We start from the raw sequence: 19,367 nt of genomic DNA, 5'->3' as shown, positions 1-19,367 counted from the left end.
CCTGGACGGATAAAGCGTTTACGCGACAACGGATGCCCGATGCGACGCTGGCGCGTCTTATCGGGCCTACAAACGGCCCCGAATCGTAGGTCGGATAAGGCGTTCACGCCGCATCCGACAAACCATGCTGGATCACAACTTCGCAAACACCCGACGTGCAGCATCGATGGTGTTATTGATATCTTCCATGCTGTGCGCCACGGACATAAAGCCCGCTTCAAACGCTGACGGTGCCAGGTAAACACCTTCGTCCAGCATCATATGGAAGAAACGCTTAAAGCGTTCCACGTCACAGGCCATCACATCCTGATAGCACGTCACGGACTCGGCGTCGGTAAAGAAAATACCGAACATGCCGCCAACGTGGTTAACGACCAGCGGAATTCCGGCTTCTTCTGCCGCTTCCAGCAGACCTTCTGCCAGACGTGTTGTCAGCTCATCCAGCGTTTCGTGAACGCCCGGCTGCGCGACTTCATTCAGACAGGCGAAACCCGCTGCCATCGCAATCGGGTTACCGGAAAGCGTACCCGCCTGATAGACCGGACCCGTCGGGGCCAGCGCATCCATTACATCACGACGACCACCGAATGCGCCTACCGGCATTCCACCGCCGATGATTTTGCCGAGGCAGGTTAAATCTGGCACTACGCCGTAATAATCCTGTGCGCCAGCTAGCGCTACGCGGAAACCGGTCATCACTTCATCGATGATCAGCAACGCGCCAAATTCGTCGCACAGCGCGCGCAGACCTGGCAGGAACTCTGGCAGCGGCGGAACACAGTTCATATTGCCTGCCACCGGCTCGACGATAATACAGGCAATCTCTTGCGGGTATTGCTCAAATGCGGCGCGTACAGAAGCCAGATCATTATAAGTACAGGTTAAGGTATGTTTGGCGAAATCTGCCGGAACGCCCGGCGAGTTTGGCTGGCCTAACGTGAGTGCGCCAGAACCGGCTTTCACCAGCAGGCAGTCAGCGTGACCATGGTAACACCCTTCAAATTTAATAATTTTGTCGCGACCGGTAAAACCACGGGCCAGGCGGATGGCGCTCATGGTCGCTTCAGTGCCGGAGTTCACCATGCGCACCATATCCATGGTCGGGACCAGTTCGGTCACCAGTTGCGCCATTTTCACTTCCATTTCGGTTGGTGCACCAAAGCTTAAACCACGCTCGGCGGCTTCAATCACGGCATTGCGGATTGCCGGATGGTTATGGCCCAGCACCATCGGCCCCCAGGAACCGACATAATCGATATAGGCTTTGCCATCAACATCGTACAGATAAGCGCCGTCCGCTTTTTCGATAAACAGTGGAGTGCCGCCCACGCCAGTAAAGGCGCGAACAGGGGAGTTCACACCGCCAGGGATCAGCTCGCGCGCTGCGCTGTAAAGATTTTCAGACTTACTCATGGAGGGTTCCTGATTCGTAGAAAAAGTGAATGGCTGCTATTCTATGTTATTCATAACAAGTTAAATACTCGTCAAACATCAGGCTGCTTGTACTGGTGCAATCCTGATTTCTTAGAGTATAAAAGTTTTGTGCATTTGAAACATTACGCTTTGCAAAGGATTTTCATGGAACGTGCGAGTAAAATGCCGTCATCTTATTTGTATGACCAATAAGTGATCATTGGATGAAAACTGATACTCCCTCTTTAGAAACACCGCAGGCCGCGCGCCTGCGACGCAGACAACTGATTCGCCAACTTCTTGAGCGCGATAAAACCCCGTTAGCCATTTTGTTTATGGCGGCAGTCGTCGGCACGCTTGTTGGGCTGGCAGCGGTTGCTTTTGACAAAGGTGTCGCCTGGTTGCAGAACCAACGTATGGGGGCGCTGGTACATACTGCTGATAATTATCCGCTTCTGTTAACCGTCGCTTTTCTCTGTTCGGCGGTGCTGGCGATGTTTGGCTACTTTTTGGTGCGCAAATACGCGCCGGAAGCAGGTGGTTCGGGGATCCCGGAAATTGAAGGGGCGCTGGAAGATCAACGTCCCGTTCGCTGGTGGCGTGTATTGCCGGTGAAGTTCTTTGGCGGGCTGGGGACACTCGGCGGAGGCATGGTGTTGGGGCGCGAAGGGCCAACCGTGCAGATCGGCGGTAACATTGGCCGTATGGTGCTTGATATTTTCCGCCTGAAAGGTGACGAAGCTCGCCATACGCTGCTGGCAACCGGTGCTGCTGCGGGGCTGGCTGCGGCCTTTAACGCGCCGCTGGCGGGTATTTTGTTTATTATCGAAGAGATGCGTCCGCAGTTTCGCTATACGTTAATTTCGATTAAAGCGGTATTTATTGGTGTCATTATGTCGACCATTATGTACCGGATTTTTAATCATGAAGTTGCGTTGATTGACGTCGGTAAACTTTCTGATGCGCCGCTTAATACGCTGTGGCTTTATCTGATCCTCGGTATTATTTTTGGCATTTTCGGCCCTATTTTTAATAAATGGGTGCTGGGGATGCAGGATTTGCTGCACCGTGTGCACGGCGGCAATATTACCAAATGGGTGCTAATGGGCGGTGCGATTGGCGGTCTGTGTGGATTGCTGGGGTTTGTGGCACCAGCAACGTCGGGCGGCGGTTTTAACCTGATTCCTATCGCTACCGCGGGGAATTTCAGCATGGGAATGCTGGTGTTTATCTTCGTCGCGCGGGTCATTACCACCTTACTCTGCTTCTCTTCCGGCGCGCCGGGCGGTATTTTTGCCCCGATGCTGGCGCTGGGTACTGTGCTGGGAACCGCTTTCGGAATGGTTGCCGTTGAGCTGTTTCCGCAATATCACCTTGAGGCGGGGACGTTTGCTATTGCCGGAATGGGGGCATTACTGGCGGCATCTATTCGCGCGCCGTTAACGGGGATCATTCTGGTTCTGGAGATGACCGATAACTACCAGCTCATTTTGCCAATGATTATTACCGGTCTTGGCGCAACACTATTAGCGCAATTTACCGGCGGGAAACCGCTATACTCGGCGATTCTTGCGCGCACGCTGGCAAAACAGGAAGCTGAGCAACTGGCGCGAAGCAAGGCCGCATCAGCCAGCGAGAATACTTGAACGAAATACCAGGGTATTAGATAATGGCGATTATTATTGGGTTAGAATTTGCCCAATTGCCGATGTCGTTTGGAGCAAAATATGAGTGATGACGTAGCACTGCCGCTGGAGTTTACCGACGCAGCAGCCAACAAAGTTAAAAGCCTGATCGCTGACGAAGATAACCCGAATCTGAAATTACGCGTGTATATCACCGGTGGCGGTTGCAGCGGCTTCCAGTATGGTTTCACCTTTGATGATCAGGTGAACGAAGGCGATATGACCATCGAAAAACAGGGCGTTGGCCTGGTGGTTGATCCGATGAGCCTGCAATATCTGGTCGGCGGTTCCGTTGATTATACCGAAGGTCTGGAAGGTTCTCGTTTCATCGTGACCAACCCGAACGCGAAAAGCACCTGCGGTTGCGGTTCTTCCTTTAGTATCTAATCTGTTGTTCATGTGCCGGATAAACTATCCGGCACATCTTCTCTCTTCAACGCCCATTCTCATCCAGCGCAAACGTCGGTAGCTTAAGATGCCAACGAATAGCCGCCAGCCGAATCAATAGCGTCACGACCATGCCCATCATACTGGCTGTTTCCAGTGGTACGGAAAATGTGTAATAAGCCGTAGCGTGGACAATACCGCCGATAATACAGGCGGTTGCGTAGATTTCTGTACGTAAAATCATGGGGATTTCGCGGGCCAGAACATCACGAATGATCCCGCCGCCAACGCCAGTAATGACGCCCATACAAACCGCGATTAACGGACCGGCTTCCGCATTAAAGGCTTTATTCACGCCAATGCCGACAAACACCGCCAGACCAACGGCGTCCAGCACCGGCAACATCCATTTTGGTAAGCGTCTTGGCTGGCGCACCAGCACGATGGTCAGCATGCTGGTGACCATTGCAACGACCAGATCGGTGGGATCTTTCACCCAAAATACCGGGCCGTGATCCAGCGCCATGTCGCGAATTGTCCCGCCGCCTACTGCGGTTACCACGCCCAGTACCAGAACACCAAAAGGGTCCATACGCAATTTTCCGGCTAACAAAACGCCGGAGATGGCAAATACCGCTGTGCCGACTATATCCAGCCAATAGACGAGCATTGTTCAATCCCCACTGAGCACCTGAAAAGGTTAGGCACTAATCTACCTGTGAAAGCGCATTACAGAGCTGTTGTGCTGCGAGGATAATACGTGGGCTTGCACGTTCAAACCAGTCACTCGTGAGAGGAATAACGGGAATTTTGAGCTGTTCACCCCAGTATTGTTTGATTTTAGGAATTTGGTCCGGTCCGCCTGTAATGACAATCGCCTGTGGCGAGCGTGCTAACACCTGTTCGCGGCTAACTTGCGGCCAGGGAACCCGGCTGTCTTTAAAGATGTTTTCTCCGCCACAAACTTCGAGTACCTGGTTCTGAATCGACTCTTTTCCACTGGTAAATGGCGGATTAATGCCGAATTGCAGAAAAACACGTTTTTTAGGTTTATCAGCATATTGCGCTTTCAATTGCGCGTACTGATCCAGCAGGGATTGCGCGGCTTGTTCGGCCTTGTCTGGTTGCGGACTCCAGGGGGCCAGTTGACGTAACGCATTGGCAATTTGTTCAATGCTTGTCGCATCGACCCACATCACTTTTATTCCCAGCGAAGCCAGCTGGTCAACCTGCCGCTCGGCATTACCTCCACGCCAGGCAATCACCAGATCGGGCTTCAGCGCGACAATGCGTTCCAGATTCATCCCCTGCCAGGTGGAAACCTGCTCAATCTTTTGCGCTTGTGGAGGATAGTCGGAATAGCTGCTGACCCCAACCGGCGTGATCCCGGCAGCAAAGGCAAGTTCAGTGTTGGCGGGAGAAAGCGTGATGACGCGCGGCGCGGCGTTGAGCCACAGTGGCGCAAGAAAAGACAGGGCGACCAGCGCCCTGAACAGTGACTTAGCCATGTGCAAGTTTCTGCACCAGTGACTCAACCATCAGGCTGGACTGTTTAGCGGCAACAGCCAGGAACTCATCGAAGCTAAGATGAGACTGTTGATCGGCCACGTCGGAGATGGCGCGTACGACAACAAACGGGACGTTGAAATTGTGGCAGACATGGGCGATTGCCGTCGCTTCCATCTCTACAGCAATGGCCTGTGGGAAGTTGTGGCGGATTTTCGCCAGACCAACAGAACCGTTGATGAAAGCGTCGCCGCTAACAATCAGGCCACGTACAGCGTTAAGATTCAGTTCGGCAATGCAGGCCTCAGCGGCAGCGATCAGTTTATCGTCAGCTTTAAAGCCTGCCGGACAGCCTGGTAACTGACCGTATTCATAACCAAATGCCGTGACATCCGCGTCGTGATAACGTGCTTCGTCCGAGACAACGATATCGCCCACTTTCAACGTTGGTGCCAGGCCACCGGCAGAACCGGTGTTAATAATCACATCTGGCTTGCAGTGTTCCAACAGCAAAGTGGCACCCAGCGCCGCAGCGACTTTACCGATGCCCGATTTCAGAAGCGCAACCTCGGTTCCATTCAGTTGGCCGGTATAGATTTCGCAACCGCCGAGACTGATAGTTTGACGGTTTTCGATTTTGTCACGCAGCAGCGTAACTTCTTCTTCCATTGCACCAATGATGCCGATTTTCATAGATTTACTCGCGATAAGCCCGATTTGAAGGCATAGTTTACCATGCGCTTACGGGGAAGCGTATTTCTCACGCGGGAGAGGACATGGCACAGATTGATTTCCGAAAAAAAATAAACTGGCATCGTCGTTACCGTTCACCGCAGGGCGTTAAAACCGAACATGAGATCCTGCGGATCTTCGAGAGCGATCGCGGGCGTATCATCAACTCTCCGGCAATTCGTCGTCTGCAACAAAAGACCCAGGTTTTTCCACTGGAGCGCAATGCCGCCGTGCGCACGCGTCTTACCCACTCGATGGAAGTCCAGCAGGTGGGGCGCTACATCGCCAAAGAAATTTTAAGCCGTCTGAAAGAGCTTAAATTACTGGAAGCATACGGCCTGGATGAACTGACCGGCCCCTTTGAAAGCATTGTTGAGATGTCATGCCTGATGCACGATATCGGCAATCCGCCGTTTGGTCATTTTGGCGAAGCGGCGATAAATGACTGGTTTCGCCAACGTTTGCACCCGGAAGATGCCGAAAGCCAGCCTCTGACTGACGATCGCTGCAGCGTGGCGGCACTACGTTTACGGGACGGGGAAGAACCGCTTAACGAGCTGCGGCGCAAGATTCGTCAGGACTTATGTCATTTTGAGGGGAATGCACAAGGCATTCGCCTGGTGCATACATTGATGCGGATGAATCTCACCTGGGCACAGGTTGGCGGTATTTTAAAATATACCCGTCCGGCGTGGTGGCGTGGCGAAACGCCTGAGACACATCACTATTTAATGAAAAAGCCGGGTTATTATCTTTCTGAAGAAGCCTATATTGCCCGGTTGCGTAAAGAACTTAATTTGGCGCTTTACAGTCGTTTTCCATTAACGTGGATTATGGAAGCTGCCGACGACATCTCCTATTGTGTGGCAGACCTTGAAGATGCGGTAGAGAAAAGAATATTTACCGTTGAGCAGCTTTATCATCATTTGCACGAAGCGTGGGGCCAGCATGAGAAAGGTTCGCTCTTTTCGCTGGTGGTTGAAAATGCCTGGGAAAAATCACGCTCAAATAGTTTAAGCCGCAGTACGGAAGATCAGTTTTTTATGTATTTACGGGTAAACACCCTAAATAAACTGGTACCCTACGCGGCACAACGATTTATTGATAATCTGCCTGCGATTTTCGCCGGAACGTTTAATCATGCATTATTGGAAGATGCCAGCGAATGCAGCGATCTTCTTAAACTATATAAAAATGTCGCTGTAAAACATGTGTTTAGCCATCCAGATGTCGAGCAGCTTGAATTGCAGGGCTATCGGGTCATTAGCGGATTATTAGAGATTTATCGTCCTTTATTAAGCCTGTCGTTATCCGACTTTACTGAACTGGTAGAAAAAGAACGGGTGAAACGTTTCCCTATTGAATCGCGCTTATTCCACAAACTCTCGACGCGCCATCGGCTGGCCTATGTTGAGGCTGTCAGTAAATTACCGTCAGATTCTCCTGAGTTTCCGCTATGGGAATATTATTACCGTTGCCGCCTGCTGCAGGATTATATCAGCGGTATGACCGACCTCTATGCGTGGGATGAATACCGACGTCTGATGGCCGTAGAACAATAACCAGGCTTTTGTAAAGACGAACAATAAATTTTTACCTTTTGCAGAAACTTTAGTTCGGAACTTCGCGCTATAAAACGAATCTGAAGAACACAGCAATTTTGCGTTATCTGTTAATCGAGACTGAAATACATGAAAAAAACCACATTAGCACTGAGTGCACTGGCTCTGAGTTTAGGTTTGGCGTTATCTCCGCTCTCTGCAACGGCGGCTGAGACTTCTTCAGCAACGACAGCCCAGCAGATGCCAAGCCTTGCACCGATGCTCGAAAAGGTGATGCCTTCAGTGGTCAGCATTAACGTAGAAGGTAGCACAACCGTTAATACGCCGCGTATGCCGCGTAATTTCCAGCAGTTCTTCGGTGATGATTCTCCGTTCTGCCAGGAAGGTTCTCCGTTCCAGAGCTCTCCGTTCTGCCAGGGGGGCCAGGGCGGTAATGGCGGCGGCCAGCAACAAAAATTCATGGCGCTGGGTTCCGGCGTCATCATTGATGCCGATAAAGGCTATGTCGTCACCAACAACCACGTTGTTGATAACGCGACGGTGATTAAAGTCCAGCTGAGCGATGGTCGTAAGTTCGACGCGAAGATGGTTGGCAAAGATCCGCGCTCTGATATCGCGCTGATCCAAATCCAGAATCCGAAAAACCTGACCGCAATTAAGATGGCGGATTCTGATGCACTGCGCGTGGGTGATTACACCGTAGCGATTGGTAACCCGTTTGGTCTGGGCGAGACGGTAACTTCCGGGATTGTCTCTGCGCTGGGGCGTAGCGGCCTGAATGCTGAAAACTACGAAAACTTCATCCAGACCGATGCAGCGATCAACCGTGGTAACTCCGGTGGTGCGCTGGTTAACCTGAACGGCGAACTGATCGGTATCAACACCGCGATCCTCGCACCGGACGGCGGCAACATCGGTATCGGTTTTGCTATCCCGAGTAACATGGTGAAAAACCTGACCTCGCAGATGGTGGAATACGGCCAGGTGAAACGCGGTGAGCTGGGTATTATGGGGACTGAGCTGAATTCCGAACTGGCGAAAGCGATGAAAGTTGACGCCCAGCGCGGTGCTTTCGTAAGCCAGGTTCTGCCTAATTCCTCCGCTGCAAAAGCGGGCATTAAAGCGGGTGATGTGATCACCTCACTGAACGGTAAGCCAATCAGCAGCTTTGCCGCACTGCGTGCTCAGGTGGGGACTATGCCGGTGGGCAGCAAACTGACCCTGGGCTTGCTGCGCGACGGTAAGCAGGTCAACGTGAATCTGGAACTGCAGCAGAGCAGCCAGAATCAGGTTGATTCCAGCTCCATCTTCAACGGCATTGAAGGTGCTGAGATGAGCAACAAAGGCAAAGATCAGGGCGTGGTAGTGAACAACGTGAAAACGGGCACTCCGGCTGCGCAGATCGGCCTGAAGAAAGGTGATGTGATTATTGGCGCGAACCAGCAGGCAGTGAAAAACATCGCTGAACTGCGTAAAGTTCTCGACAGCAAACCGTCTGTGCTGGCACTGAACATTCAGCGCGGCGACAGCACCATCTACCTGTTAATGCAGTAATCTCCCTCAACCCCTTCCTGAAAACGGGAAGGGGTTCTCCTTACAATCTGTGAACTTCACCACAACTCCATACATCTTCATCATCCTTTAGGCATTTGCACAATGCCGTACGTTACGTACTTCCTTATGCTAAGCCGTGCATAACGGAGGACTTATGGCTGGCTGGCATCTTGATACCAAAATGGCGCAGGATATCGTGGCACGTACCATGCGCATCATCGATACCAATATCAACGTAATGGATGCCCGTGGGCGAATTATCGGCAGCGGCGATCGTGAGCGTATTGGTGAATTGCACGAAGGTGCATTGCTGGTACTTTCACAGGGACGAGTCGTCGATATCGATGACGCGGTAGCACGTCATCTGCACGGTGTGCGGCAGGGGATTAATCTACCGTTACGGCTGGAAGGTGAAATTGTCGGCGTAATTGGCCTGACAGGTGAACCTGAGAATCTGCGTAAATATGGCGAACTGGTCTGCATGACGGCTGAAATGATGCTGGAACAGTCGCGGTTGATGCACTTGTTGGCGCAGGATAGCCGTTTGCGGGAAGAACTGGTGATGAACCTGATTCAGGCAGAGGAGAATACTCCCGCACTTACTGAATGGGCGCAACGGCTGGGGATCGATCTCAATCAACCGCGAGTAGTGGCTATTGTTGAGGTCGACAGCGGTCAGCTTGGTGTGGACAGCGCAATGGCGGAGTTACAACAACTGCAAAACGCGCTGACTACGCCCGAGCGTAATAATCTGGTGGCAATTGTCTCGCTGACCGAAATGGTGGTGTTGAAACCGGCGTTGAACTCTTTTGGGCGCTGGGATGCAGAAGATCATCGTAAGCGAGTTGAACAACTGATTACCCGCATGAAAGAGTACGGCCAGCTGCGTTTTCGCGTTTCACTGGGCAACTATTTTACCGGTCCTGGCAGTATTGCCCGATCCTATCGTACGGCGAAAACGACGATGGTGGTGGGTAAACAGCGGATGCCAGAAAGTCGCTGCTATTTTTATCAGGATCTGATGTTACCTGTGTTACTCGACAGTTTGCGTGGCGACTGGCAGGCCAACGAACTGGCGCGACCGCTGGCGCGGCTGAAAGCGATGGACAATAACGGCTTGCTGCGACGAACGCTGGCGGCGTGGTTTCGTCACAATGTGCAACCGCTGGCAACGTCAAAGGCGTTGTTTATTCATCGTAATACCCTGGAGTATCGGCTTAATCGTATATCGGAACTGACCGGGCTTGATTTGGGCAATTTTGATGACAGGTTGCTGCTGTATGTGGCGTTACAACTGGATGAAGAGCGGTAGGTTATGCGTTAAGGTTGAGGCGGCGCTGGCTCATTCCCCTCAGCCCGAAGGGGAGAGGGGAATGCCCGAGTTAACCGTCAATTCGGGATTATTTACGCGTTAGTTTTTCCAGATCGGCTTCAATCTCGCTGATCTTATTGGTTACGACTGACTCCAGGTGACGTAAGTCGTCGAGGATCTTACGCTTAAGATCAACTTCGCTGCGGTCACGCTGGCAGATTTGATCAAGCTCATCAATGATATACCGTAGATTCGGGCTGATTTCCTGGACTTCTTTATAACCCTGACCCACACCATCAGCGACGACCGTTTTACGCTGACGCGGATATTTAAACTTAACGCTCTTGGCGAAAAACTCGCCTTTGTCTTTCTGGAAATAGATTTTCAGAATATCGTTGTTGGCTTCCTGCCGGAGGCTGTAACGATCAATTTCTTCAGGATTGGTAATACCCAGACTTTTCAGATTGTCGTACATAGCGTTACCTCAAAATGAGTCAGTAAATTGTGCTTATTTTAGCATTTGGCCTGGCCCGCCCGGCTCGACTGTGATCGCAGAAAGCCTTTTTCTTCCAGACTTCTATCATGGCGTAAAAATCAAAAAATTACCTGCTTTATTGTGGTGATAAAATTCACGTTCTACACCAGTTCCAGCATCGTTACTTCCGGGCGGCAGTTCAGACGCAAACCATACAAACTGCCCACGCCACGGGTTGTGTAGATGTGTCGTTCGCCAAAGGCATTTAATCCGGCGACGTAACGTTTATCTTCGACAGGGGCAAAAGGTTCACCAACCAACGGTACGCGCAGTTGCCCGCCGTGAGTATGGCCGCACAGCATCAGATCCCAGGGTTCATCACGCATGACTTCTTTGCTGTCGGGATTATGTGCCAGCATCAGTCTTGGCAGATTTGCTTCGCTGGCGGGAGGTGGTTTGCATTGTCCGGCCCATAAGTCACCGGTGCCTACCAGTTCGAATTGCCTGTTCGGCGTGGCGATCACCGTAGCCTGGTTAAACAACACCGTGATGCCCACTGATTTCAACGTCTCGCCAATTAAGTGATTTTTTTCTGTACCAACAGGGCGATCGTGGTTGCCGAAGCAGGCAAACGTCGGCGCACATTCGGCAAGGGGGGAGAGGACATCACTAAACGCCGAAAAATTCAGCGGCATATCAAATAATACGTAATCGCCGCCCAGCAATATCAAATCGGGCTTTTGTTCTATGCCAAGAGCAATCGCGTCAGAAATCAGGCTTAAAGGAACAAAACGAGAGTAATGGAGATCGGCCAGAAAAAGAATTTTGAATGGTGCTGCGTTGTCTTTAAAAAAGGCGAGGCGGTGACGGATTAATTCAAACCAGCCTGGCTCCCAGTAATGCATATAACCGAAACCTGAGCTCGTGGCTATCGTCGCGGCAGTAGCCTGCAACAATCGGCGGCGTGAAATCATCGCTCATCCCTGCAAAAAAAATCGGGCAGCGTCGTGCTGCCCGTGTGCATACTTTTAGTCGATGGTACGTAGCAGTTCGTTAATGCCGACTTTGCCGCGAGTTTTCGCGTCAACTTTCTTAACGATAACCGCACAGTAGAGGCTGTATTTGCCATCTTTTGACGGCAGGTTGCCGGATACCACTACAGAACCAGCCGGTACGCGACCATAGTGGATTTCGCCGGTTTCACGGTCGTAAATACGGGTGCTCTGACCGATGTATACGCCCATGGAAATAACGGAACCTTCTTCGACAATCACGCCCTCAACAACTTCTGAACGCGCGCCGATGAAGCAGTTATCTTCAATAATGGTCGGGTTAGCCTGCAGCGGCTCCAGCACGCCGCCGATGCCTACACCGCCAGACAGATGGACGTTTTTACCAATTTGTGCACAGGAACCGACAGTGGCCCAGGTATCAACCATCGTGCCTTCATCAACATATGCGCCGATGTTGACGTAAGACGGCATCAGCACGGTGTTACGGGCAATAAACGCACCCTGACGTACCGCCGCTGGTGGTACAACGCGGAAGCCTTCTTTCTGGAAACGTGCTTCGTCGTAGTCGGCGAATTTCATCGGCACTTTGTCGAAGTAGCGGCTTTCTGCCCCTTCGATCACCTGATTATCATTAATACGGAAAGAGAGCAGCACCGCTTTTTTCAACCACTGATGCGTCACCCACTGACCGTCAATTTTTTCCGCCACACGCAGTGCGCCGGAATCCAGCAGGGCGATCACCTGATTTACCGCTTCGCGGGTAACGGTGTCTGCATTGGCTGGCGTGATCTCGGCACGGCGTTCAAAAGCGGTCTCAATAATGTTCTGTAACTGCTGCATTGTTAAACTCTTTCCATATAAATAAACACATTACCCTTTATCGTTTGGATTGAGGGCCTCTGTCAACCGCTGATGTACTTCCTGCTGCAACTCGTTATTAAGCGCACGCCGGTCAGCGGTGGCAATTATGAATAAATCTTCTACTCGTTCGCCAATGGTTGTAATTCGGGCGCCATGAAGCGAAATTCCCAGATCGGCAAAAATTTTCCCGACTCTCGCCAGCAGTCCTGGCTGGTCGAGCGCGATAAGCTCAAGGAATGATTTGCGGTCGGTATGGGTTGGCAAAAACGTCACTTCGGTTTCAACAGTAAAATGGCGCAATTTGGCAGGTTGGCGACGTGGCTGCGGTGGCTGCCAGCTACTTTGTGTCAGTACCTGCTCCAGACCAAATCGAATAACTTCATGGCGATCTGCGGAAAGTGGGCTGCCATCGGGTTCCAGCACGATAAAGGTATCCATCGCCATACCGTCGCGAGTGGTGAAAATTTGTGCGTCGTGAACACTTAAATTGCGGCGGTCTAATTCGGCACAGACGGCGGCAAACAGATAGGGGCGGTCCGGGCTCCAGATAAAAATCTCGGTGCCTCCACGCGTAGCCTGCGGGCTAAGCAATACCAGCGGTTTGCTTAAATCATGCTGTAATAAATGGCGGGCATGCCAGGCCAGTTGATTTGGGCTATGGCGGACAAAATAGTTAGCACGACAGCGTGACCAAATTTGGTACAGCGCCTCTTCGTCGATGTTATCCATGCGCAGTAGTGCCAGTGCCTGGAGTTGGTGATGGCGAACCCGTTCGCGCATATCTGGCGTGTTTTGCATTCCGCGTCGTAGCTGTTTTTCGGTGGCAAAATAGAGTTCGCGCAACAGACTTTGCTTCCAGCTATTCCACAGCGTTTCGTTGGTGGCGCAAATGTCAGCCACCGTCAGGCATACCAGATAACGAAGTCGGTTTTCTGTTTGCACTTCTTCGGCAAACTGCTTGATGACTTCCGGGTCCTGAATATCGCGACGCTGAGCTGTCACCGACATCAGCAAGTGCTGGCGAACCAGCCAGGCGACCAGCTGTGTTTCGCGTGAGTTCAGCCCGTGGAGTTCGGCAAAATGCACTACATCCTGAGCACCGAGAATGGAGTGGTCGCCGCCGCGTCCTTTGGCGATATCGTGAAACAGCGCGGCGATGAAAATCAGCTCAGTTGACGGCAGGCGCGGCCAGACGTCCACACACAACGGATGGCGCTGGCGCGTTTCTTCACTGGCAAAACTCTCCAGTTTCAGCATCACGCGGATAGTATGTTCATCCACCGTGTAGGCGTGGAACAGATCAAACTGCATCTGCCCGACGATATGCGACCATTGCGGCATATACGCGCCGAGCACGCTATGGCGATGCATTGGCAATAGCCCGCGCCGCACCGCTCCGGGGTGACGCAGAATGCTCAAAAACAGTTTTCGTGCTTCCGGAATATTACACAGCGGTTGTTGCAGATGGCGACGGGCATGGCGTAACTGGCGCAGCGTGGTGGAGTAAATGCCGGTGATCGCACTGTTGTGCACCATGGTGTAGAACATACGCAAGATGGCTTCCGGCTGGCGCATAAATAGTGTTTCATCACGCAGGTCGATTAGCGTACCGCGTAGCTGAAACTCATCGTCGATTGGACGTGGTTTTTCGTCGGCGGGAAGGGCGAGGATGGCTTCATCGAACAGTTGCAGCAGCATCTGGTTGAGTTCACTGACGCGGCGTGTAACGCGGAAGTAATCCTTCATCATCCGCTCGACCGGTTCGTTACCTTCACCACTGTAATTCAGACGCTGGGCGACGCTAAGCTGGCGATCGAATAACAGGCGATTATCGTAACGGCTGACGACCAGATGCAGGGCAAAGCGAATACGCCACAATATATGCAGACATTCGTTTAATTCCGCCCGCTCCGCTGAGGTTAAGAAGCCAAACCCGACCATTTCATCCAGCGATGTTGCGCCAAAATGACGGCGGGCCACCCATTGCAGAGTGTGGATATCGCGCAAGCCGCCAGGGCTGCTTTTGATGTCTGGTTCAAGGTTGTAGCTGGTGCCATGGTAACGCTGATGGCGCTGGTTCTGTTCTTCAACTTTCGCCGCGTAGAACTTGTCGGAAGGCCAGAATCCTTCGCTGAAAATATGTTTTTGCAGTTCGAGGAACAGCGCAACATCGCCAATTAATAAGCGGGATTCGATTAAATTGGTGGCGACGGTTAAATCCGATAACCCTTCCAGCATGCACTCTTCAAGCGTGCGCACGCTATGACCGACTTCCAGCTTTACATCCCAGAGCAGCGTTAACAGCTCGCCCACTTTTTGCGCCTGATCGTCCGGGAGCTTTTTACGGCTTAAAATCAGTAAATCGACGTCTGAAAGTGGATGCAGCTCGCCACGACCGTAGCCACCGACGGCGACCAATGCCAGGTCGGCAATCTGGCTGAATCCCGCTTCAATCCATAATCGTTGCAGGAGCTGGTCGATAAACTCGGTGCGCGCCTCAATCAACTGTTCTGCAGAGATCCCATTGTCAAAGGCATCACCCAGCCAACGCTGGAAAGTATCGATATGGGCTTTTATCCCACCGACGGTTAATTCATCACGGGGCCAGACGCATGGATTTTGCGGTTGACCGGGCAGGGTGGGGAGAGCGGTGTTTGCGTACTGTTCTGGAAGGGTATTCATTGTGCGCCACCCATAAGATTAAATTATCGCATTAAAAAAGCCGGCATTCGCCGGCTTCATCTTATTCGTCGTGCGAGATTATCGCCGGGATGGTGTCATCCTTGCGTAGCGTCAGAATTTCGCAGCCGTTATCAGTCACCACAATAGTATGCTCATATTGTGCAGACAAGCTGCGATCTTTGGTTTTTACCGTCCAGCCATCTTTCATGGTGCGGATCTCTTTTTTACCCGCGTTGACCATTGGCTCGATGGTGAACGTCATCCCAGGTTTCAGTACGACGTTGGTTTCACGGGAGTCATAGTGCAGCACCTGCGGTTCTTCATGGAAGCCGCGACCAATACCGTGTCCGCAATATTCACGAACGACGGAGAAGCCTTCTGCTTCGACAAATTTCTGAATCGCCGCACCGATTTCGCGCAGATTAATGCCTGGTTTTACCATGCGTAGCGCCAGGTACAGGCTTTCTTGCGTGATGCGGCACAGACGTTCGCCCATGATGGTCGGCTTACCGACGATAAACATTTTCGAGGTATCGCCGTGGAAACCATCTTTGATTACGGTGACATCAATGTTAACGATATCGCCATCTTTCAGCAGCTTAGCATCGTCCGGGATACCGTGGCACACCACTTCATTAATAGAGATGCAAACGGATTTCGGATAGCCGTGATAGCCGAGGCAGGCAGAAACCGCGTGTTGTTCATTAACAATGTAATCATTACAGATGCGATCCAGCTCGCCGGTGCTGACGCCCGGTTTAACATACGGTTCGATCATCTCCAGCACTTCGGCAGCCAGTCGGCCAGCGACGCGCATTTTTTCGATATCTTCTGGGGTCTTGATTGAGATAGCCATTAATTCTGTCCATCAGCGTCGGTGATACCGACAATATATATGTAAGTGCCGTCAATGGTATCACACCCGGGCAAATTGAGAATCATTCTGAATTTCGCCAAACGTGCCACTGAAGGTTTTCTATAATAGAAAATTCGACGTCTGATGCTGTACACAGCGCCAACAATTATTGGTGTCCACGACGTATTTGTGGTATAAAGCGCGCCGGACTTCCGATCCATTTCGTATACACAGACTGGACGGAAGCGACAATCTCACTTTGTGTAACAACACACACGTATCGGCACATATTCCGGGGTGCCCTTTGGGGTCGGTAATATGGGATACGTGGAGGCATAACCCCAACTTTTATATAGAGGTTTTAATCATGGCAACTGTTTCCATGCGCGACATGCTCAAGGCTGGTGTTCACTTCGGTCACCAGACCCGTTACTGGAACCCGAAAATGAAGCCGTTCATCTTCGGTGCGCGTAACAAAGTTCACATCATCAACCTTGAGAAAACTGTACCGATGTTCAACGAAGCTCTGGCTGAACTGAACAAGATTGCTTCTCGCAAAGGTAAAATCCTTTTCGTTGGTACTAAACGCGCTGCAAGCGAAGCGGTGAAAGACGCTGCTCTGAGCTGCGACCAGTTCTTCGTGAACCATCGCTGGCTGGGCGGTATGCTGACTAACTGGAAAACCGTTCGTCAGTCCATCAAACGTCTGAAAGACCTGGAAACTCAGTCTCAGGACGGTACTTTCGACAAGCTGACCAAGAAAGAAGCGCTGATGCGCACTCGTGAGCTGGAGAAACTGGAAAACAGCCTGGGCGGTATCAAAGACATGGGCGGTCTGCCGGACGCTCTGTTTGTAATCGATGCTGACCACGAACACATTGCTATCAAAGAAGCAAACAACCTGGGTATTCCAGTATTTGCTATCGTTGATACCAACTCTGATCCGGACGGTGTTGACTTCGTTATCCCGGGTAACGACGACGCAATCCGTGCTGTGACCCTGTACCTGGGCGCTGTTGCTGCAACCGTACGTGAAGGCCGTTCTCAGGATCTGGCTTCCCAGGCGGAAGAAAGCTTCGTAGAAGCTGAGTAATAAGGCTTGATAACTCTCCCAAAATAGTTCGAGTTGCAGAAAGGCGGCAAGCTCGAGAATTCCCGGGAGCTTACATCAGTAAGTGACCGGGATGAGCGAGCGAAGATGACGCATCTGCGGCGCGAAATATGAAGGGGGAGAGCCCTTATAGACCAGGTAGTACACGTTTGGTTAGGGGGCCTGCATATGGCCCCCTTTTTCACTTTTATATCTGTGCGGTTTAATGCCGGGCAGATCACATCTCCGAGGATTTTAGAATGGCTGAAATTACCGCATCCCTGGTAAAAGAGCTGCGTGAGCGTACTGGCGCAGGCATGATGGATTGCAAAAAAGCACTGACTGAAGCTAACGGCGACATCGAGCTGGCAATCGAAAACATGCGTAAGTCCGGTGCTATTAAAGCAGCGAAAAAAGCAGGCAACGTTGCTGCTGACGGCGTGATCAAAACCAAAATCGACGGCAACTACGGCATCATTCTGGAAGTTAACTGCCAGACTGACTTCGTTGCAAAAGACGCTGGTTTCCAGGCGTTCGCAGACAAAGTTCTGGACGCAGCTGTTGCTGGCAAAATCACTGACGTTGAAGTTCTGAAAGCACAGTTCGAAGAAGAACGTGTTGCGCTGGTAGCGAAAATTGGTGAAAACATCAACATTCGCCGCGTTGCTGCGCTGGAAGGCGACGTTCTGGGTTCTTATCAGCACGGTGCGCGTATCGGCGTTCTGGTTGCTGCTAAAGGCGCTGACGAAGAGCTGGTTAAACACATCGCTATGCACGTTGCTGCAAGCAAGCCAGAATTCATCAAACCAGAAGACGTATCCGCTGAAGTGGTAGAAAAAGAATACCAGGTACAGCTGGATATCGCGATGCAGTCTGGTAAGCCGAAAGAAATCGCAGAGAAAATGGTTGAAGGCCGCATGAAGAAATTCACCGGCGAAGTTTCTCTGACCGGTCAGCCGTTCGTTATGGAACCAAGCAAAACTGTTGGTCAGCTGCTGAAAGAGCATAACGCTGAAGTGACTGGCTTCATCCGCTTCGAAGTGGGTGAAGGCATCGAGAAAGTTGAGACTGACTTTGCAGCAGAAGTTGCTGCGATGTCCAAGCAGTCTTAATTATCAAAAAGGAGCCGCCTGAGGGCGGCTTCTTTTTGTGCCCATCTTGTAAATTCAGCTAACCCTTGTGGGGCTGCGCTGAAAAGCGACGTACAATGTCGCTAGTATTAATTCATTTCAATCGTTGACAGTCTCAGGAAAGAAACATGGCTACCAATGCAAAACCCGTCTATAAACGCATTCTGCTTAAGTTGAGTGGCGAAGCTCTGCAGGGCACTGAAGGCTTCGGTATTGATGCAAGCATACTGGATCGTATGGCTCAGGAAATCAAAGAACTGGTTGAACTGGGTATTCAGGTTGGTGTGGTGATTGGTGGGGGTAACCTGTTCCGTGGCGCTGGTCTGGCGAAAGCGGGTATGAACCGCGTTGTGGGCGACCACATGGGGATGCTGGCGACCGTAATGAACGGCCTGGCAATGCGTGATGCACTGCACCGCGCCTATGTGAACGCTCGTCTGATGTCCGCTATTCCATTGAATGGCGTGTGCGACAGTTACAGCTGGGCAGAAGCTATCAGCCTGTTGCGCAACAACCGTGTGGTGATCCTCTCCTCCGGTACAGGTAACCCGTTCTTTACCACCGACTCAGCAGCTTGCCTGCGTGGTATCGAAATTGAAGCCGATGTGGTGCTGAAAGCAACCAAAGTTGACGGCGTGTTTACCGCTGATCCGGCGAAAGATCCAACCGCAACCATGTACGAGCAACTGACTTACAGCGAAGTGCTGGAAAAAGAGCTGAAAGTCATGGACCTGGCGGCCTTCACGCTGGCTCGTGACCATAAATTACCGATTCGTGTTTTCAACATGAACAAACCGGGTGCGCTGCGCCGTGTGGTAATGGGTGAAAAAGAAGGGACTTTAATCACGGAATAATTCCCGTGATGGATAAATAAGGGTAAGATTCCGCGTAAGTATCGCGGGGGCGTAAGTCTGGTTATAAGGCGTTATTGTTGCAGGCAGTTTGGTCACGGCCAGCGCGCAGCAACCGGAGCGTACAAAAGTACGTGAGGATGGCGAGCACTGCTCGGGGCCAAAATGGCAAATAAAATAGCCTAATAATCCAGACGATTACCCGTAATATGTTTAATCAGGGCTATACTTAGCACACTTCCACTGTGTGTGACTGTC

19 protein-coding genes are annotated in these 19,367 nt (G+C 51.5%); 10 read left to right on the top strand and 9 right to left on the bottom strand.

The features are described 5' to 3' along the window. Nucleotides 1-132: 132 nt before the first annotated feature. Nucleotides 133-1,413 carry a glutamate-1-semialdehyde 2,1-aminomutase gene (gene hemL / locus ACU8XX_RS19940; RefSeq protein ID WP_000045305.1) on the bottom strand — a complete coding sequence of 427 codons (1,281 nt, stop codon included), beginning with the start codon at nucleotides 1,411-1,413 and terminating at the stop codon, nucleotides 133-135. 165 nt (nucleotides 1,414-1,578) lie between these two features. Here hemL and yadX point away from each other — a divergent pair, with 165 nt between their 5' ends. The 4 genes from yadX to erpA are packed head-to-tail and all read left to right on the top strand — an operon-like array spanning nucleotide 1,579 to nucleotide 3,485. After that, entirely contained in the window at nucleotides 1,579-1,626 is a 48-nt protein-coding gene (gene yadX, locus ACU8XX_RS19935; RefSeq protein ID WP_211180485.1) for a protein YadX, read from the top strand. Between the two features lie 11 nt (nucleotides 1,627-1,637). Further along, on the top strand, nucleotides 1,638-3,059 hold the full coding sequence (gene clcA, locus ACU8XX_RS19930) for a H(+)/Cl(-) exchange transporter ClcA (RefSeq protein WP_000845394.1): 1,422 nt from the start codon (nucleotides 1,638-1,640) through the stop codon (nucleotides 3,057-3,059). Between the two features lie 23 nt (nucleotides 3,060-3,082). After that, the gene (gene yadW / locus ACU8XX_RS19925; RefSeq protein ID WP_120795373.1) at nucleotides 3,083-3,148 is read left to right on the top strand and encodes a small protein YadW; all 66 of its coding nucleotides are present in this window, start codon (nucleotides 3,083-3,085) and stop codon (nucleotides 3,146-3,148) included. Further along, nucleotides 3,141-3,485: an iron-sulfur cluster insertion protein ErpA gene (gene erpA / locus ACU8XX_RS19920; protein ID WP_001295564.1), complete on the top strand. Its 345-nt coding sequence runs from the start codon at nucleotides 3,141-3,143 to the stop codon at nucleotides 3,483-3,485. Before yadW ends, erpA begins: the two co-directional genes overlap by 8 nt. A 46-nt stretch (nucleotides 3,486-3,531) precedes the next feature. Here erpA and ACU8XX_RS19915 read toward each other — a convergent pair whose 3' ends face one another. The 3 genes from ACU8XX_RS19915 to mtnN are packed head-to-tail and all read right to left on the bottom strand — an operon-like array spanning nucleotide 3,532 to nucleotide 5,684. Further along, nucleotides 3,532-4,155 carry a TRIC cation channel family protein gene (locus tag ACU8XX_RS19915; RefSeq protein ID WP_000964221.1) on the bottom strand — a complete coding sequence of 208 codons (624 nt, stop codon included), beginning with the start codon at nucleotides 4,153-4,155 and terminating at the stop codon, nucleotides 3,532-3,534. 37 nt (nucleotides 4,156-4,192) lie between these two features. Next, a complete protein-coding gene (gene btuF / locus ACU8XX_RS19910; RefSeq protein ID WP_001129927.1) occupies nucleotides 4,193-4,993 on the bottom strand; it encodes a vitamin B12 ABC transporter substrate-binding protein BtuF in 801 nt (266 codons plus the stop codon). Next, the gene (gene mtnN / locus ACU8XX_RS19905) at nucleotides 4,986-5,684 is read right to left on the bottom strand and encodes a 5'-methylthioadenosine/S-adenosylhomocysteine nucleosidase (RefSeq protein ID WP_000689844.1); all 699 of its coding nucleotides are present in this window, start codon (nucleotides 5,682-5,684) and stop codon (nucleotides 4,986-4,988) included. Before mtnN ends, btuF begins: the two co-directional genes overlap by 8 nt. A gap of 83 nt (nucleotides 5,685-5,767) precedes the next feature. Between mtnN and dgt the strand changes: the two genes are divergently transcribed. The 3 genes from dgt to cdaR all read left to right on the top strand — a co-directional run bounded on the left by dgt (nucleotide 5,768) and on the right by cdaR (nucleotide 10,151). Beyond that, on the top strand, nucleotides 5,768-7,285 hold the full coding sequence (gene dgt / locus ACU8XX_RS19900; protein WP_000057067.1) for a dGTPase: 1,518 nt from the start codon (nucleotides 5,768-5,770) through the stop codon (nucleotides 7,283-7,285). A 129-nt stretch (nucleotides 7,286-7,414) separates the two neighbouring features. Continuing rightward, nucleotides 7,415-8,839, top strand: a complete 1,425-nt coding sequence (gene degP / locus ACU8XX_RS19895) for a serine endoprotease DegP (protein ID WP_000753946.1) — start codon at nucleotides 7,415-7,417, stop codon at nucleotides 8,837-8,839. 154 nt (nucleotides 8,840-8,993) lie between these two features. Next, a complete protein-coding gene (gene cdaR, locus ACU8XX_RS19890; protein ID WP_000929439.1) occupies nucleotides 8,994-10,151 on the top strand; it encodes a DNA-binding transcriptional regulator CdaR in 1,158 nt (385 codons plus the stop codon). An 88-nt stretch (nucleotides 10,152-10,239) separates the two neighbouring features. On the opposite strand, the gene ACU8XX_RS19885 is transcribed toward cdaR, so the two are convergent. From ACU8XX_RS19885 to map, 5 genes are all read right to left on the bottom strand, one after another. After that, nucleotides 10,240-10,626, bottom strand: coding sequence for a DUF3461 family protein (locus ACU8XX_RS19885; protein WP_000272188.1), 387 nt, complete (start codon nucleotides 10,624-10,626; stop codon nucleotides 10,240-10,242). A 161-nt stretch (nucleotides 10,627-10,787) separates the two neighbouring features. After that, complete coding sequence (gene yaeI / locus ACU8XX_RS19880; protein WP_000625639.1) at nucleotides 10,788-11,600, bottom strand: phosphodiesterase YaeI; 813 nt, start codon at nucleotides 11,598-11,600, stop codon at nucleotides 10,788-10,790. 54 nt (nucleotides 11,601-11,654) lie between these two features. Further along, the gene (dapD, locus tag ACU8XX_RS19875; RefSeq protein ID WP_001186650.1) at nucleotides 11,655-12,479 is read right to left on the bottom strand and encodes a 2,3,4,5-tetrahydropyridine-2,6-dicarboxylate N-succinyltransferase; all 825 of its coding nucleotides are present in this window, start codon (nucleotides 12,477-12,479) and stop codon (nucleotides 11,655-11,657) included. Between the two features lie 30 nt (nucleotides 12,480-12,509). After that, entirely contained in the window at nucleotides 12,510-15,182 is a 2,673-nt protein-coding gene (gene glnD, locus ACU8XX_RS19870; protein WP_001723096.1) for a bifunctional uridylyltransferase/uridylyl-removing protein GlnD, read from the bottom strand. A gap of 61 nt (nucleotides 15,183-15,243) precedes the next feature. Continuing rightward, nucleotides 15,244-16,038, bottom strand: a complete 795-nt coding sequence (map, locus tag ACU8XX_RS19865; RefSeq protein WP_001018194.1) for a type I methionyl aminopeptidase — start codon at nucleotides 16,036-16,038, stop codon at nucleotides 15,244-15,246. Nucleotides 16,039-16,405: 367 nt separating this feature from the next. Here map and rpsB point away from each other — a divergent pair, with 367 nt between their 5' ends. The 3 genes from rpsB (at nucleotide 16,406) to pyrH (ending at nucleotide 19,112) form a co-directional block, all read left to right on the top strand. After that, entirely contained in the window at nucleotides 16,406-17,131 is a 726-nt protein-coding gene (gene rpsB / locus ACU8XX_RS19860; protein WP_000246882.1) for a 30S ribosomal protein S2, read from the top strand. A 257-nt stretch (nucleotides 17,132-17,388) separates the two neighbouring features. Beyond that, nucleotides 17,389-18,240, top strand: a complete 852-nt coding sequence (tsf, locus tag ACU8XX_RS19855; RefSeq protein ID WP_000818114.1) for a translation elongation factor Ts — start codon at nucleotides 17,389-17,391, stop codon at nucleotides 18,238-18,240. A 146-nt stretch (nucleotides 18,241-18,386) separates the two neighbouring features. After that, nucleotides 18,387-19,112: a UMP kinase gene (gene pyrH, locus ACU8XX_RS19850; protein WP_240765271.1), complete on the top strand. Its 726-nt coding sequence runs from the start codon at nucleotides 18,387-18,389 to the stop codon at nucleotides 19,110-19,112. The last annotated feature ends 255 nt before the right edge of the window (nucleotides 19,113-19,367 follow it).

The organism is Escherichia sp. MAL-1 (assembly GCF_052948035.1).
This window is presented reverse-complemented; position numbering and strand designations above follow the sequence as displayed.